At 64.6% G+C, this 14375-nt stretch carries 12 protein-coding genes, 1 tRNA gene and 1 pseudogene; 7 read left to right on the top strand and 7 right to left on the bottom strand.

Translation table 11 applies throughout. The annotated features are described in order from the left end of the window. Nucleotides 1-105 precede the first annotated feature (105 nt). From hisD to GUI70_RS12975, 3 genes are all read right to left on the bottom strand, one after another. The gene (hisD, locus tag GUI70_RS12985) at nucleotides 106-1443 is read right to left on the bottom strand and encodes a histidinol dehydrogenase (RefSeq protein WP_161882744.1); all 1338 of its coding nucleotides are present in this window, start codon (nucleotides 1441-1443) and stop codon (nucleotides 106-108) included. Between the two features lie 67 nt (nucleotides 1444-1510). After that, the gene (locus tag GUI70_RS12980; protein WP_161882743.1) at nucleotides 1511-2191 is read right to left on the bottom strand and encodes a hypothetical protein; all 681 of its coding nucleotides are present in this window, start codon (nucleotides 2189-2191) and stop codon (nucleotides 1511-1513) included. Beyond that, nucleotides 2188-3354, bottom strand: coding sequence for a phosphopentomutase (locus tag GUI70_RS12975; protein WP_161882742.1), 1167 nt, complete (start codon nucleotides 3352-3354; stop codon nucleotides 2188-2190). The genes GUI70_RS12980 and GUI70_RS12975 overlap by 4 nt, the downstream gene beginning before the upstream one ends. A gap of 147 nt (nucleotides 3355-3501) precedes the next feature. On the opposite strand from GUI70_RS12975, the gene lptB reads away from it, so the two are divergent. Both lptB and GUI70_RS12965 read left to right on the top strand, forming a co-directional pair. Then, complete coding sequence (gene lptB, locus GUI70_RS12970; protein ID WP_161882832.1) at nucleotides 3502-4260, top strand: LPS export ABC transporter ATP-binding protein; 759 nt, start codon at nucleotides 3502-3504, stop codon at nucleotides 4258-4260. Between the two features lie 18 nt (nucleotides 4261-4278). Further along, entirely contained in the window at nucleotides 4279-6156 is a 1878-nt protein-coding gene (locus GUI70_RS12965) for a DUF3084 domain-containing protein (RefSeq protein WP_161882741.1), read from the top strand. 177 nt (nucleotides 6157-6333) lie between these two features. Here the strand turns inward: GUI70_RS12965 and GUI70_RS12960 are convergent, their stop codons facing one another. Next, nucleotides 6334-7530, bottom strand: a complete 1197-nt coding sequence (locus GUI70_RS12960) for a sugar ABC transporter substrate-binding protein (RefSeq protein ID WP_438503488.1) — start codon at nucleotides 7528-7530, stop codon at nucleotides 6334-6336. A gap of 253 nt (nucleotides 7531-7783) precedes the next feature. On the opposite strand from GUI70_RS12960, the gene plsY reads away from it, so the two are divergent. The 3 genes from plsY to GUI70_RS12945 all read left to right on the top strand — a co-directional run bounded on the left by plsY (nucleotide 7784) and on the right by GUI70_RS12945 (nucleotide 10022). Further along, nucleotides 7784-8377, top strand: a complete 594-nt coding sequence (gene plsY, locus GUI70_RS12955; protein WP_161882740.1) for a glycerol-3-phosphate 1-O-acyltransferase PlsY — start codon at nucleotides 7784-7786, stop codon at nucleotides 8375-8377. Nucleotides 8378-8511: 134 nt separating this feature from the next. Beyond that, on the top strand, nucleotides 8512-8814 hold the full coding sequence (locus GUI70_RS12950; RefSeq protein WP_161882739.1) for a hypothetical protein: 303 nt from the start codon (nucleotides 8512-8514) through the stop codon (nucleotides 8812-8814). A 182-nt stretch (nucleotides 8815-8996) separates the two neighbouring features. Then, nucleotides 8997-10022 carry an aspartate-semialdehyde dehydrogenase gene (locus GUI70_RS12945; RefSeq protein ID WP_161882738.1) on the top strand — a complete coding sequence of 342 codons (1026 nt, stop codon included), beginning with the start codon at nucleotides 8997-8999 and terminating at the stop codon, nucleotides 10020-10022. A gap of 144 nt (nucleotides 10023-10166) precedes the next feature. On the opposite strand, the gene GUI70_RS12940 is transcribed toward GUI70_RS12945, so the two are convergent. Beyond that, nucleotides 10167-11972 (bottom strand): 30S ribosomal protein S1, encoded by a 1806-nt coding sequence (locus tag GUI70_RS12940; RefSeq protein WP_161882830.1) that lies wholly within the window; start codon nucleotides 11970-11972, stop codon nucleotides 10167-10169. 287 nt (nucleotides 11973-12259) lie between these two features. Here GUI70_RS12940 and GUI70_RS12935 point away from each other — a divergent pair. After that, nucleotides 12260-12333, top strand: a tRNA-Gln gene (locus tag GUI70_RS12935). A gap of 96 nt (nucleotides 12334-12429) precedes the next feature. On the opposite strand, the gene GUI70_RS12930 is transcribed toward GUI70_RS12935, so the two are convergent. Both GUI70_RS12930 and GUI70_RS12925 read right to left on the bottom strand, forming a co-directional pair. Continuing rightward, the gene (locus tag GUI70_RS12930; RefSeq protein ID WP_161882737.1) at nucleotides 12430-13560 is read right to left on the bottom strand and encodes a tyrosine-type recombinase/integrase; all 1131 of its coding nucleotides are present in this window, start codon (nucleotides 13558-13560) and stop codon (nucleotides 12430-12432) included. Between the two features lie 125 nt (nucleotides 13561-13685). Continuing rightward, complete coding sequence (locus GUI70_RS12925) at nucleotides 13686-13871, bottom strand: hypothetical protein (RefSeq protein WP_161882736.1); 186 nt, start codon at nucleotides 13869-13871, stop codon at nucleotides 13686-13688. A 24-nt stretch (nucleotides 13872-13895) separates the two neighbouring features. Here GUI70_RS12925 and GUI70_RS12920 point away from each other — a divergent pair. Then, nucleotides 13896-14375: pseudogene (locus GUI70_RS12920) on the top strand (transposase); the annotation flags it as partial.

Here is a 14375-nt window from a genome sequence, read left to right as displayed (position 1 = left end):
GCAGGTCAGCTCCGGCAATCCATCTCATCATTGTGACCGCTGGCATGAGAGCACAAGATCAGTTTCTCTTAGGATCAGCTTAAGGACGCTCAGGCCTGATACGGCTCAGCGGCTCAGACCCGGCGCGTCTTCCGCCGCATTCAGGCGGCTCTCGATGGCGCGGGCGTGGGCTTCCAGACCTTCAGCGCGGGCCAGCAGCGCCGCCGCCGGACCGATGCGGGCCAGTTCGGCGGCGTTGACGCCCACCACGCTGATGATGTTCTGGAAGTCGCGCACGTTGACCGGACTCATGAAGCGGGCCGTGCCGCCGGTGGGCATCACATGGCTGGGACCGGCCACGTAGTCGCCCAGCGCTTCCATGCTGGCTTCGCCCACGAAAACCCCCCCGGCCCGCCGCACCCCGCCGAGCAGGCTCCAGGGATCGCGGGTCAGCAGGCACAGGTGCTCAGGCGCGTAGAGGTTGGACAACTCGAGCGCCTCATTGAGGTCGGCGGCCAGCACGATCTTCATGCGGCTCTCGATGCTGTCGCGGGCCCAGCTGCGATTGGGTTCCGGCAACGCCTCGATCTGACCGCCGAGTTCGGCCTGCACACGGATCAAGAGGTCACGGCTGCTGCTCACCAGCACCGGCTCGGCCCCCAGGTGCTCGGCCTGGGCCAGCAGGTCGGCGGCCACGTAGCGGGCCGAGGCGGTGTCGTCGGCAATCACCAGCGTCTCGGTGGGGCCGGGCAGGCTCTCGATGCCGACCTGACCGAACACCAATCGCTTGGCGATCACCACGAACAGATTGCCTGGCCCCGCCACCTTGTCGACGCGAGGAATGCTGGCGGTACCGTAAGCCAGTGCGGCGATGGCCTGCGCGCCGCCCACCCGGAACACCTGCGTGATGCCGAGTTCGCGGGCTGCCACCAGAATGGCCGGGTGAATCTGACCCTCGCGGTTGGGTGGGGTGGTCACGATGATGTCTGGTACGCCTGCCACCTGGGCGGGCACGGCGGTGTGAATCAGGGTGCTGATCAGCGGCGCGAGGCCGCCCGGCACGTACACGCCCACCCGCGACAAGGGGCGCACCAGCTGGCCGAGCGCGCCGCCCTCGCCGTGGTCGATCCAGCCGTGGGCGGGTTGCTGGCGGTAGAAGTCGCGCACCCGCCGGATTGCCAGCCGCAGCGCCTCATGCAGTTCCGGGGCGATCTGGGCAGCCACGATCTCCTCGGCGCTGACCCGCAGGGTGGGCCGGAAGCCGTCCACCTTCTCGGTCCAGTCGAGCAGGGCGTCGTCGCCGCGCACGCGAACGTCGGCCAGAATACGCTCGACCACCTGCTGGGGCGTCAGGCGTTCGCCGTAGAGCTGCTCGTTGCGCGCCAGCACGCTCTCCGGCACGGGAATATCATTGAAGCTGCGGCTGAGTGCTTGCCGGGCGGCCTCGCCCTGAAGAATTTGCATGAAAGGAGTCTCCTGAATAAAAGGGGGAAACCCGGCGCTGGGCGCTCAGCCCGGGAGCAGTGCGGATTTAGGCTCTGCGCCGCCGGGGCTTGTCTGATTTTTCGGGACGGGTCTCTTCTTTTTCTTTACGCCGGGTTTCAAACTGCAAGCTGGCGTCCACCGGGCCGAAATCGGTGGGCTGCACCAATCTCAGCAGCCGGTAGGGGGCCTCCAGCTCACTCGCCACATACGCGCCGCCGGGCCGCAGGTAAAAGGCGCGGGCCAGCTGCCCCCCCACCTCGGCGTCGGGCAGCGGCTGCACATGCACCGTTCCGCCGGTCAGGGCCGCCCGCCACAGTTGGGTCGGGGCGTCGGGGCCGCGCAGGGCCATCACCAGGCTGACCGGGTCGTGGTGCGGGGTCAGCAGCGGGGCCGTGGCCTCCTCGCGGTTGTGGCGCAGGGTGATCAGGGCCGTTTCACGGTCAAACAGCGTCTCGAAGTGCGGCTTGTTGCGCCCCTCGCTCTCTGCGTAGCTCAGGCTCGACCCGTCAGCGAGGTAGCGCGACACCTGCACCTTGCGCACCACTGGCAACACACCGCCGAAATCGGTCTGCACGCGGGTCTGGTAGCCGTGCCCGGCCGCGCCGAATTTCTCCGGTTGGGTCTGCCACACCTGCTCACCGGCAAATCGCCCGCCCAGCGTCAGGGTCAGGCGCAGCGACTCGCTGCTCAGCCATCTCGTCAGGGCGGGGCGGGCCGCCTGGCTCACCGGATCAAGCTCCAGAAACTCTGGCCGGGGCCGTTCCAGCTGACCCCCAGCGCCTCAGCCACCGTCGCGCCGATGTCGGCGAAGGTTTCACGGTCGCCCAGTGACACGCCCACGCCGCTGCCGCCGGGCCGGTAGGCCAGCAACAGACCATGCTCGCGGGTGTGGTCGGTGCCACGCCAGGTGGGGTCATTGCCGTGATCGGAGATCAGCAGCAGGCAGCCGTCGTCCGGCACGTTTTTCAGCAGTTCCGGCAGGGCATCGTCAAAGGCCCGCAGCGCCCCGGCATAGCCGTGCGGATCGCGGCGGTGGCCGAACTTGCTGTCGAAGTCGACCAGATTGGTAAAGACCAGGCCGTCGTAGGGCTGCTGCATCCGCGCCAGGGTCTTGCGAATCCCGTCGGCGTTGTCATCGGTGTGAATCTCTTCGGTAAAGCCCTGGTGGTCGTAGATGTCGGGAATCTTGCCGATGCCGACCACGTCCTTGCCTGCCGCTTTGAGGGCGTCGAGCACCGTGGGCGGCGGCGTCAGCGAGAAATCGCGACGCAGGTCGTTCGCCCGCTCGTAAGGGAACTCACCCCGGAAGGGCCGGGCGATGACGCGGGCCACGGCATACTCGCCCTGCAAGATGTCGCGGGCCGCCTGACACCACTGGTACAGCGTTTCGATCGGCACCTTGTCGAGGTGCGCAGCGATCTGGAACACGCTGTCGGCGGAGGTGTACACAATCGGGTCGCCGGTTTCGAGGTGTTCGGGGCCGTAGTCGGCGATGACCTGGGTGCCGCTGTAGGGCTGATTGCACAGGTAGCCGGTGCCGGTGGCCGCCGTGAAGCGGTTCATCACTTCCGGCGGAAAGCCCTCGGGAAACACCTGAAAAGCGTGTTCGAGCTGCACCCCCATGAATTCCCAGTGGCCGGTGGAGGTGTCCTTGCCGGGGCTGACTTCCTTCAGGCGGCCAAAGCTGGCGCTGGCGGGAGCTGAAGGGGACGCGGCGGGCAGATCGAGCGTGGGCAACTGGCCCAGACCCAGCGCCGTCAGGTTGGGCAGCTGCACACCGCTGGCTGCCAAGGTGTGGTTGAGGGTGTGAGATCCCACGTCGCCGAAGGCCTGCGCGTCGGGCAGCTCACCTGCGCCCACCGAATCGAGCACGATGATCGAGAACTTCATAGGGGCAGTCTAATTCATCCTAGTGCATCTCCATCCAGGTTCACCGGCCCGCCGCCACGACCCCCCCCACACGCTGTCATCCTGCTCACCGCGCTCAATTTTGGCCGTGCTAGGCTCGTTGACGTGACCGCCCGCGCCCCCGACCCGATTCATTCGCCCGGCCCCAGTATCGCCAGCGCTCCGGCCCACTTCGAGGCACGCAGCCTCAGCAAGACCTACGGTCGGCGCAACGTGGTGCGCGGCGTCAATCTGCGCGTCACCCGCGGCGAGATCGTGGCGCTGTTCGGCCCCAACGGCGCGGGCAAAACGACCACCTTCTACATGATGGTGGGCTTCGTGCGCCCCGGCGGCGGCAGCATCACGCTCTCAAACCAGGATGTGACCCGGCTGCCGATGCACCAGCGCGCCCGGCGCGGCATCGGGTATCTGCCGCAGGAACCGAGTGCTTTTCGCAAGATGAGCGCACGCGATAATTTGCTGGCGATTCTCGAATACCAGAACATCAGCCGCACCGAGCAGGAACAGCGGGCCGACAGCCTGCTCGCCGAGTTCGGGCTGAGCCACCTGGCCCAGTCGCAGGCCTACCAGCTCTCCGGCGGGGAGCGCCGCCGATTGGAACTGGCCCGCGCCCTGACCACCGACCCGGACTTTTTGCTGCTTGACGAGCCGTTCACGGGCGTTGATCCCAAGAGCATCCGCGAGATTCAGCGCCTGATCCGCGAGCTGCGCGACCGCCGGGGCATCGGGGTGTTTATCACCGACCACAACGTGCGCGAGACAATTGCCCTGTGTGACCGGGTGTATCTGATGTACGACGGCGAGGTGAAGTTCGAGGGCACCCCCGAAGATTTCGCCCAGGACATCGAGGCGCGTAACCACTACCTCGGCGACGACTTCGAGCTGTAAGGGAAACAGGCCACCTTCGTGCTGCTGGGTTTTCTGATTTTCGTAGTGCTGCTTTCGGGTCTGGTGGCCTACAGCGCCGACACCATCGCCCGCAAGGCCGGGCGCAAACACATGCGTCTCTTCGGGCTGCGGCCCAAAACCACCGCGCTGATCGTGGCGGTGGCCTCAGGCATGGGCATCAGCCTGGCGTCCGTGCTGGCCTTCGGGCTGCTCAACCGCACGGCCATCAACAACATCACGCAGGCCGATAAGCTGCGCACCGAACTCGGGCAGCTCAAGAAAGGCGTGAAGGCCACCACTGCCGATCTCAAGCAGGCCGAGCAGGAGCGCGACGCGGCCAACTTACGGGTCACGGCCTCCAGGCGAGAAACCGCCTCGGCGCTGGCCGATCTGACCGCCGCCGAGCGTAAGCTCAACACGACCCAGGCCGCCCGCAGCACGCTGGCGGGTGAGGTGAGCAGCTTGCAGACCCGCATCCAGCAACTCACAGCCCTCAAGCGCACCCTGGACGCCCAGGCAGCGCGCAACCAGCAGGCGCTCAAAACGTCGCAGCAGGCGCTGGAGGGCAGCCGCAAGCGCGAACTCAATCAGGAGGCGCGGGCCAACCTGCTCAGTACCCAGATCGTCGAACTCGACCAGAGCAGCGTCAACGCGCAGCAGCAGGCCCGCACCGCGCAGAACCGGGCAGCAGCGTTGCAAACCCAGATTCAAACGCTGGAAACCCAGACCAGCGGGCTGGAAGTCAGCCGCGCCAAGGTGCAGGCCCAGTTACAGGTTGCCCAGCAAAGCCGCGACCGCGCCCTGGCCGAGCGACTGAAAGCCGAGGCCGATCTGAACAGCGCCCGAAGAGAGCGCGACGCCCTGCAACGCGACCAGCAGGCGGCCCTTTCGGCCCGGAATGCAGCCCTGGCGCAGCGCGACGCTGCCAACCGCCTTCGCGATCAGGCCAATGCTGCGCGCGACACGGCCAACGCTGCACGCGACACGGCCGACACCGTGCGTGCGCAGGCCCTCAGCGCCCGCGACAGCGCCCTGCAAGCCCGTGACGTGGCCCAGGCCCAGCGCGAGAGCCTGGCCGACGAGCGCGACGCCCTGGTCAAGCAGCGCCGCGATCTGCTGGCCCAGCGCGACGCCGCCGCCCAGGACCTCGGCAACATCCGCCGCGAACTGCTGAACCTGCAAAGCATGATCGGTACCCTGGAAACCCAGCGTCAGACCCTGAGTGCGGCCAACAACGTCCTCAAGAACAACCTCGTCAGCGCCCAGGCCAACCTCTCCAAGCTGGAAGTCGATTACTCACGCACCAACAGCGAGCTGAGCGCCAGCCGCAACACCGACCTGATCTACAGCCGCAACGACCTGGTCTACGCTGGGGTGGTGGCGAGCGTGCGCAGCGTGCCGGACTTCCTGAAGGCTGTCGCCGCCGCCGCCCAGAAGCAGGGCGCACGCGGCAGCCCGCCCGCCCGCCTTTCGCCGGATGCCCGCGCCCAGCTGGATACCAAGTTGCGCGGTCTGAACACCAGCACCTTTGTGCAGTGCCGCGCTGCCGTCAATGTGGCGAGCGGCTTTCCGGTCGATCTGAGCTGCGAAGCCCGGCCCCAGACGGTGCTGTTTAAGCGCGGCCAGATTATCCGCCAAGCCAGCATCGATCTGCAGCACGGCACCGACAACCTCAGCGCCCAGCTCACCGACCTGATCCGCGACACGGTGTTCGATCTGACCAGCCGGGGCGTGCCCCTGGAATACATCAGCGACCTGGGCCTGAGTGACAGTGAGCGCCTCGACGTGCTGGGCAAACTCGGCGCGCAAAATGGTGCGGCGGCGATGGTGGGCCTGGCCTCCAGAGACGATATCCGCCCCGGCGTGCCGGTGAACCTGTATCCAGTGCTGAAGTAGGAAGCTGGGGCGCAAAAAGTGGTAGGGGAATTGTTGATCACTGGGCTGCTTGAACGCTGGAGCGTTTGTCCGTTCCATTGCCTGGGAAAACGCCCAGTTGACGCCACTGTCTTCCCGCTCAAACGAACAAGCGCCCCGCCGGGATGGTGGGGCGCTTGCCAGCACAACACTCAGACTTTACTTGATGTTGCCGTTGATCTCTTTCACGGCGCTGTCGAGAATACTGGTGTAGTTGGGGCTGGCTTTCTGCACGCTCTGGGCCACGGCATTGCTCCAGGGCCCCCAGACAGCGCTCATCTGCGGCACGTTGGGCATCGGCGTCCCGGCGCTGATCGACTTGCCGAAGCCCGCCACCACCGGATCACTCTTGAGTTTCACCCGGGCCGACAGGCTCACTGGAATGCGGCCCCCGGCCTTGTTGAACGAGGTCTGGGCGTCGCTGCTGACGAGCTGCTTGGCGAACTGCGCCGCCGCCACCTTGTTCTTGCTGTAGGCGTTGAGCATCACGCCCTGCACGCCGACAAACGGCGACCACTTATTGGGCGCGCCGGTGGGTGCGGGCAGCGCCGCGATGCCGTAATCGATGTTGGCCTTCTTGATGTCGGCCATATCCCAGGGGCCGGTCAGCAGCATGGCCAGGCGGCCCTGCACGAAGGCGTCCTTCGCCACGCCGCCGTCCACGCCTTCGGGCACCAGATTGTATTTGTAGCGCAGATCGTTGAGGGTGGCGACCGCCTTGTCGGACCCGGCATTCGACAGGCCCACGTCCTTGACGTTGAGGGTGCCACCGGTATTCTTGAAGACGTAGCCGCCGTAGGCACTGAAGATGCCGTAGTTCAGGTAGGCGTTGGACAGATCGGCCAGAAAGCCGAACTTACCGTTGCCAGTGTTGGCCTGCGCCGTCTTGATGAACTGGTCCCAGTTGGTCGGCACGCCACCGGGCAGCAGCTTCTTGTTGTAGATGACCGCGACGGCCTCGGCGAACATCGGCAGGGCGAACAGCTTGCCCTGATAGGTCATTGCGCTCACCGCCGTCTTGTCGAGGTCACTTTTCGAGAGCACGTACTTGTCCATCGGCTCGATGACGCCCGCCGCCGCGAGCTGGCCCAGACGGTCTTGCGGCAGGGTCACGACCACGTCGGGTCCCTGGCCCTTGGGGGCACTCTGGATCAGCTTGTCGGGAATCTGATCAAACGGCACGCTGACGATCTGCACAGCATTGCCGCTGCTCTTGGTGTAGGTCGCGGCCTGGGCCTTAAGCCAGGTCAGCTCGGCGTCGCCGAAGTGGGTCCAGACCGTCAGACTGGCAGCCGCAGCATTGCCCAGCAACGCCAGCGAGACGAAGACGAACGCTGATTTCATAGTTTTTTTCATAACACTCCTTAGCGGCGAATTGAACCGCTTCCAATCCATCCAGCGTATCTCAGCAAGCAGTTCCTGTCGCAAACCACCATTGAGGGCAACTGGGCAGCACTGGAGAGAACTAGGATTTATTCGGCACTCAGTATACTCCCCGCCGCGAACCGGCACAACGCAGCCCAGGCCACAGACTGCTAGGTACAGCGGCCCTGGCAGCCCGGAGTGCGCCGAGCGCCACGTTTCCCGGTGGGCGCGTACAATCGGGAGCGTGATCCTGCACACCCTGCTGGCCCTCGTCCTCACCTACTTGCTGGGTGCCCTGCCCGCCGCCGCCTGGATTGCCCGCTCGCGGGGCATCGATATCCGCACGGTGGGATCCGGCAATGCCGGGGCCACCAACGTGCAGCGCACCCTGGGATGGGGGCCGGGGCTGGGGGTGGCCCTTTTCGACGCGGCCAAAGGTGCAGCGGCGGTGCTACTGGCCCGCTGGCTCGGTCTGCTGCCCGAGTGGGCCGCGCTGTGCGGCATCCTGGCCATTCTCGGCCACAATTACAGCGTCTTCCTGAACTTCAAAGGCGGCAAGGGCGTGGCGACCAGCCTGGGCACCATCGTGGCCATCGACCCCATCGTGGGCGCGTGTGTGCTGGTGCTGGGCATCTTCAGTGTCACTCTCACCCGCTACGTTTCGGTGGGCAGTTTGGTGGGCGGAGCCGTGGCCGTCACCACGGCGGCGGCGCTGGGCCGCCCCGTTTGGGAAGTCCTGCTGCTGCTGGCACTGTGCGTCTTGGTGGTCTGGCAGCACCGCGACAATATTCAACGGCTGCAAGCCGGAACCGAGCGCCACATCGGCAAGAAGAGCTGACCCAAAGCGTAGAGCACAGAGAGCCGGGCCACCAAAAAAGTGAAGTGGGCGCGGGTGACTAAACGTGAAGCGCGCTAGTATGCCGCATTACTTCAACACAAGGCGGCAGAGCCGGAGAAGCCGCTTGGGAGCGTATGCCTGTCACCATTCGGATTTATGGCAAGGAAGCCCAGTTCAGTGGCGGATGCTGGAAGTGTGACGATGACGGCGTGCTGGCGATGCTTGACGCCCTGGCCGATCCACGCGCCGTCACGCCCGAGGCTGAGCACGAACACGCCCTTTACTGCGCTGGACGATTCGGCGGCGCATTGTGGACTGGCAGCGACTGGCAACTCATCGGCCTGCCGGAGCCGGAAATGAAGATAGAGGGCTACAGCCCGCCCGCACCGCGCCAGGAGCGCGGCGGCTGGCTGCCCTGGGGCCGCAAGAAACGCTGAGCCGCTTGACGCCCTGCCCGCGAGCCGCTACCGTGGGGCCATGCCCTGCCGCCGAACTGCCGCCTTGACGACTATTTTTTGGTAGCGGCCCGCAGCATGCAGCGCCGCCCGCCCTTGATCTCGGCGGGCGCTTTCTTTTTCTCTTTCCCTTCCTCTCACCTCGTTGTGCCCCTGGAGAACTTATGCGCCTTGCCATCGTCGGAGCCACCGGAGCTGTCGGACACGAACTCTTGCAGGTGCTGGAAAAGAGCCGCCTCCAGTTCGACCACCTCGCCCTTTACGCCTCGCCGCGCTCGGCAGGCAGTACTTTGAAATTCAAGGGGGAAGACCTGACGGTGCAGGCCACCCCCGACGGCCCGATCGACGCCGACGTGATTCTGGCCTCGGCGGGCGGCAGCATCAGCAAGGCGCTGGCCCCGGTGTGGGTCAAAGGCGGGGCGCTGGTCATCGACAATTCCAGTGCGTTCCGATACGACGACAACGTGCCGCTGGTCATTCCCGAGGTCAACGGTGAGGCCGCCCTGGGGCACCAGGGCATCATCGCCAACCCCAATTGCACCACCGCCATCGCTGCTGTGGCGGTCTGGCCGCTGCATCAGCGCTACGGCGTCAAGCGGATGATTGTCAGTACCTATCAGGCCACCAGCGGTGCGGGCGCAAAAGGGATGCAGGAACTGGAGACGCAGACCCACCGGATGCTGCATGGCCAGTCTGCTGAGGCCGAGGTGTTCGCCTACCCGATTCCCTTCAACGTCATTCCGCACATCGACAGCTTTCAGGACAACGGCTATACCAAGGAGGAAATGAAGGTGGCCTGGGAAACCCGGAAAATCTTCGGTGAACCGGATCTGATCGTGAGTTGCACGGCGGTTCGCATTCCGACCATGCGCACGCACTCTGAGGCCATCACGCTGGAATTCGAGCGCCCCGCGACGCCGGACGAGGCCCGCGAACTGCTGAGAAGCGCCCCCGGCGTGGAGGTGCGCGATGATCCCGCCGCCAAGCTCTATCCAATGCCCCTGACCGCCAGCGGCAAGTACGACGTCGAGGTGGGCCGCATCCGGGCCAGCCTGGCGTTCGAGGGCGGCCTAGAATTATTCGTCAGCGGAGATCAGCTCCTCAAGGGCGCGGCACTCAATGCCGTGCAGATCGCCGAGTACCTGCAGGCGAAAGGCGCGTTGCCGAGTAGAACTGCGGCGCTAAGCTAGACAGAGGATGGAAATGGCCTGAGCAACTCTCGCTCAGGCCATTTCTTTTTGCAACGGCTGCTACAGCAGATGCAGTGCCACTGAACATCACAAAAAACCGGAAAGGCGCGCGGCCCTCCCGGTTTTTCGTAGATCGGCTCAGTGTTACTCGCTCTGCTTCTCGCCCTCAGTGCTGGCGGGCGCGACGTCGTCTTTCTTGTCGCTGCCCAGACCAAACTGTGCGAACAGATCGGCATACACGTCACCGAGCTTGGCGCTGATCTTGCCGCCGCCCTGCTGGGCGTCCTTGGCATTGAAGCTGTACTCGAAGTCGCCGCCCCGGCGTCCACCGCGTCCGCCGCCGCCGCTGCGACCACCGGCCGGGCTACCACCGAAGCTGGGGGTCCGGCTACCGCCGCCCTGCGAAACGAAGTCACCGCCACGTGCCGGAGCGCCGCCCAGGGCACGCCGACGCGACAGGCTGGCGCGCTGCTCCACGGGATCGATGTTCAGAATGACGGCTTCGATGTCGTCTCCCTTCTTGAACAAATCAGCCGGGTTGTTGACGCGCTGAAGATCGAGCTCGCTGATGTGAATCAGGCCCTCGATGCCTTCCTCGATTTCCATGAACACGCCGAAATCGGTGAGGCCCGTGACCTTGCCCTTGACCGGCGTGCCGGGCGGGAAGCGGTCGGGGAGGCTGCTCCACGGATCGTCGGTGGCCTGGCGCAATCCGAGGCTGATGCGGCGCTCCTTGGGATCGATCCGCAGGATTATAGCCTCCACCTCGTCGCCCTCTTTGAGGACTTCGTTGGGGTGGCGCACCCGCTTGGTCCACGAGAGTTCGCTGACGTGCACGAGCCCTTCCAGACCCGGCTCGATTTCCACGAACGCGCCGAAGTTGGTCAGGTTGGTGACCTTGCCGGTGACCTTCTGGCCGATGGAGTACTTGTCGATGGCACTTTCCCAGGGGTCGGTGGTCAAAGACTTCATCGAGAGGTTGATGCGGTCGCGGCCCGGATCGACGTCGATGACCTGCACCTGCACCTTGTCGCCCACCTTGACCACGTCACGGGGGTGGTTGAAACGCCCGTAGGTCAATTCACTGCGGTGAACCAGGCCGTCGATGCCGCCGAGGTTAACGAACACACCGAAATCAGTGATCTCGACGACTTCGCCCTCAAACTGCGCGCCGGGTTCGAGCTGACCCATGGTGCTCTCGCGGGCCTGAGCCTTCTGGGCTTCCATGATGGCGCGGTGCGAGATGATCACGCGGTTGCGCTTGCGGTTGAGCTCGATGAGCTTAACTTCCAGCGGCTTGCCCACGTAAGGATCGAGGTCGTTGACCCGGCGGGTATCAACCTGGCTGGCCGGGAGAAACGCCCGGATGCCGTCGATCATGGCGACCAGACCGCCGCGCACCTTGTCGACGATATCGACCTGGAACGACTCATCGCGCTCCTGCACCCCTGCCAGCACGCGCCAGCCCTTGTCCTGCTCGGCACGCTTCTTGCTCAGCACGATCTGGCCGTTGGCCAAATCACTACGCACCACGTACGCCTCGATCGAGTCGCCGGGCTTGTACATCTGCTGGGCTTCTTCGAGCGTCATCGGCTCGTCGCCGAGCTGATTGAAGGGAATGACGCCCTCAATCTTCGCACCCACATCGACTGCAATGCCCTCATTGCCGATGAATACGACGGTGCCGGTCACGACGTCGCCGCGTGCGGGCGCGCCGGACTCCTGGTTCTCGGTATCCAGGGTGGCGAGGACGTCCTCCATGGTCATGGCGGGGTAGTCGTCGTCGCTGCGCTCCTGGCGGCCCGAGGGCACCGGGGCCGACGGCGCAGGCTGGGCCTGAACCGCCTGGGCCGGGATCGGAGCAGGTTGCGCTGCTGCCGGGCTGACCGTCTCGGTGGTGGCGCTGTCGGTAGTGTCCGTGCTGGGGGTGCTGACTTCAGCAGTTCCCATCTCTGCAGTGGTGGTGGGCGTGGTGGCGCTGCCCTGCGCCGTGTCGGTGGTGGGCTGAGTGTCCCCGGCCTGATCCGGGGTGCGGCTAACTTGGTCTTCCACTTTGATGCTCCTCCTGGCAGCTCGCGCCTGCGCGCGGCTAACGCCCCAGCTTACCACTTTCTAAGCCCCCCGGCAAGCAAATCTGAGGGTATTGAGCGGCCCCGGCGCTTGACAGGACCTGTCCCTGCCCCTATACTTCCCCACGCTGTCACCCGCCGCCGTAAGGCGAAACGAGTGGAAGTTGTTGGGGCATCGTCTAATGGCAGGACAACAGTCTCTGACACTGTCGATCAAGGTTCGAGTCCTTGTGCCCCAGCCAGCAAGGAAACACCCGCCTAGCGCGGGTTTTTTCATTTCTCCATTCCGCAGATTGTCGATCAAAACAGGGCCGCGTGCGTAACCCGTGCGTAACGAGTCATCCGGCCTTGGAAAGCATCTCCCGCAGGCTAATCGCCCAGCTCGCCTGCTCAGACTCGTACACCGTCCGGTAGAGGCTCAGCGTGAACCCCACAGAGGCATGCCCGAGCTGTTTGCTCACCACTTCCACCGGGACGCCGTGGCGCAGGCTCAGCGAGGCATAGGTGTGGCGCAGGCCGTGAATGTTCAGCGTGCGAATGCCTGCAGCCTGGCAGATGCGGGTCATGTCGCGGCGCAGGTTGTTGGGCCGGAGGTCACCGCCGGTCAGATTCGTGAAGACCCGGCCTGAGTCCTGCCACTTCTCCCCCATCGTCTCCGCAAGGATTTGCCGGGCTTCCTGCTGCCGGATGAGCAGCGTCACAACGTCCGGCGAGAGGTGAACCGTGCGCCGGGAGTTGGCCGTCTTCGGTGTGCCGGTCCTGATCTTGCCATCAGCGCCCGCGTCCGAGATGGTTTCTCTGACTTGGGCGGTGCGGGCTTGCAGGTCGACGTCAATCCAGCGGACTCCGCAGAACTCACCCCGGCGCATTCCAGTTGAAACGGCGAATTCAAAGACCGCGCCCCGGCGGTCGAGTCGGGCGGCGGCCAGGAACTTCTCAGCTTCATCCGGGGTGAAGGCGGCCAGCCCGACACGGTCACGGCGGGGCGGATTGGGCCTCACAACGTCCGCGACGTTACGCATCAGGATCTCAAGGCGCACGGCGTCTTTGAGGGCGCTGAAGAGCAGTTGGTGCGTCTGCCGCTGGGTACTGGTGCCGAGGTCGTTGGCGTTCATGCCGAGGTACAGACGCTGAAGGTCGTTCGGTGTGAGCTTCTGGAGGCGTTTGTCGCCGATGGCGGGGGTGATGTAGCGGCGCAGGATGGCCGCCTGGACTTCGTGGGTGCGCGGTGCGCGGGTCTTCTGACGCTCATCGAGCCACTGGGTGAGGTATTCGGTGACGGTGATGGTGCTGGGGTCGGCGATGCCGCCGCGTGTGGCGTCGGCGATGAGTCCCGCCAGGGCTTGCTGGGCGAGGGTCTTGCTAGCGGCCATGCCGGAGAAGCGGCGGCCTTCGATCATGATTTCCCAGCGGAAGCGGCCCGAGGGAAGTTTGCGGACACTGCCCTGACCGTTGCCTCGTTTGGTCATGGTTGTGGGATTACCCAGTAGAGTTTTTTACCGTCCTGGCGCAACTTGAGATACATTTGAGGACTCCTAAAAGCAGCGCTTGACAAGCGGGTTGGTGCGCTATAGATTCTTCCTACGGGGCCGCCTTATGGGCGGTCTTCGCCTTTTCCTAGCATGGTGCTTTGAGTGGCTTCCCATGTTTCTAGAACACCATCTTTCAAAATGGGAATGTAACCCGCCTTGGTATTGCCCAATATTGCGATGACCCGACTTAAAAACTGGTCGGGTGTTACTACTGAGATGTTGCGGTTTACGAAAAAGCTGTCCAGCACGGCTTTGCACCTCAGAATGAGGGTGTGAACGCAAAGGAAACTCGTGCTGGACAGCTTTACACTGACATTCTTGCGACATTGACGCGCAAGCAGCATCTGGACAACGTCCAGGTGCTACTCAATCTTTTTCTGACGGCGACAGGGAAGCCGCTGCCAGCATATGCAACGGTCAAATCGCCCACGGCCCTGAGCCGCTTCTTGAATCATGCGCCCTGGAGCCTGACGGCCATGATTCGGGTCATGCGCCACCATGCGCAATCCCAACTGAAGGCCTACCGGAAACGCTGTGTTGGACGGCCACCGCGGCTTGAACTCATTGTTGATCTGACCTCGATCGCGAAGGAAGGTCGCTGCGAAGGGTTGGGGGACTGGATGCACACCTTGAATTCGGTGCAGGGTGTTCATGTCGTACTGCTGTACCTCTGTTGCGGAGAACTGCGCCTGCCTTGGTCCTTCTTAATCTGGCGGGGCAAGGGCGAGCCCTCGCCTACCCAACTGGCCTTG

The sequence above is a fragment of the Deinococcus alpinitundrae genome, assembly GCF_009982895.1.
In the GTDB taxonomy this organism is placed as follows: Bacteria; Deinococcota; Deinococci; order Deinococcales; family Deinococcaceae; genus Deinococcus; species Deinococcus alpinitundrae.
Note: the sequence above shows the minus strand (reverse complement) of the source record. Positions and strands in the feature narration are given on the sequence as shown.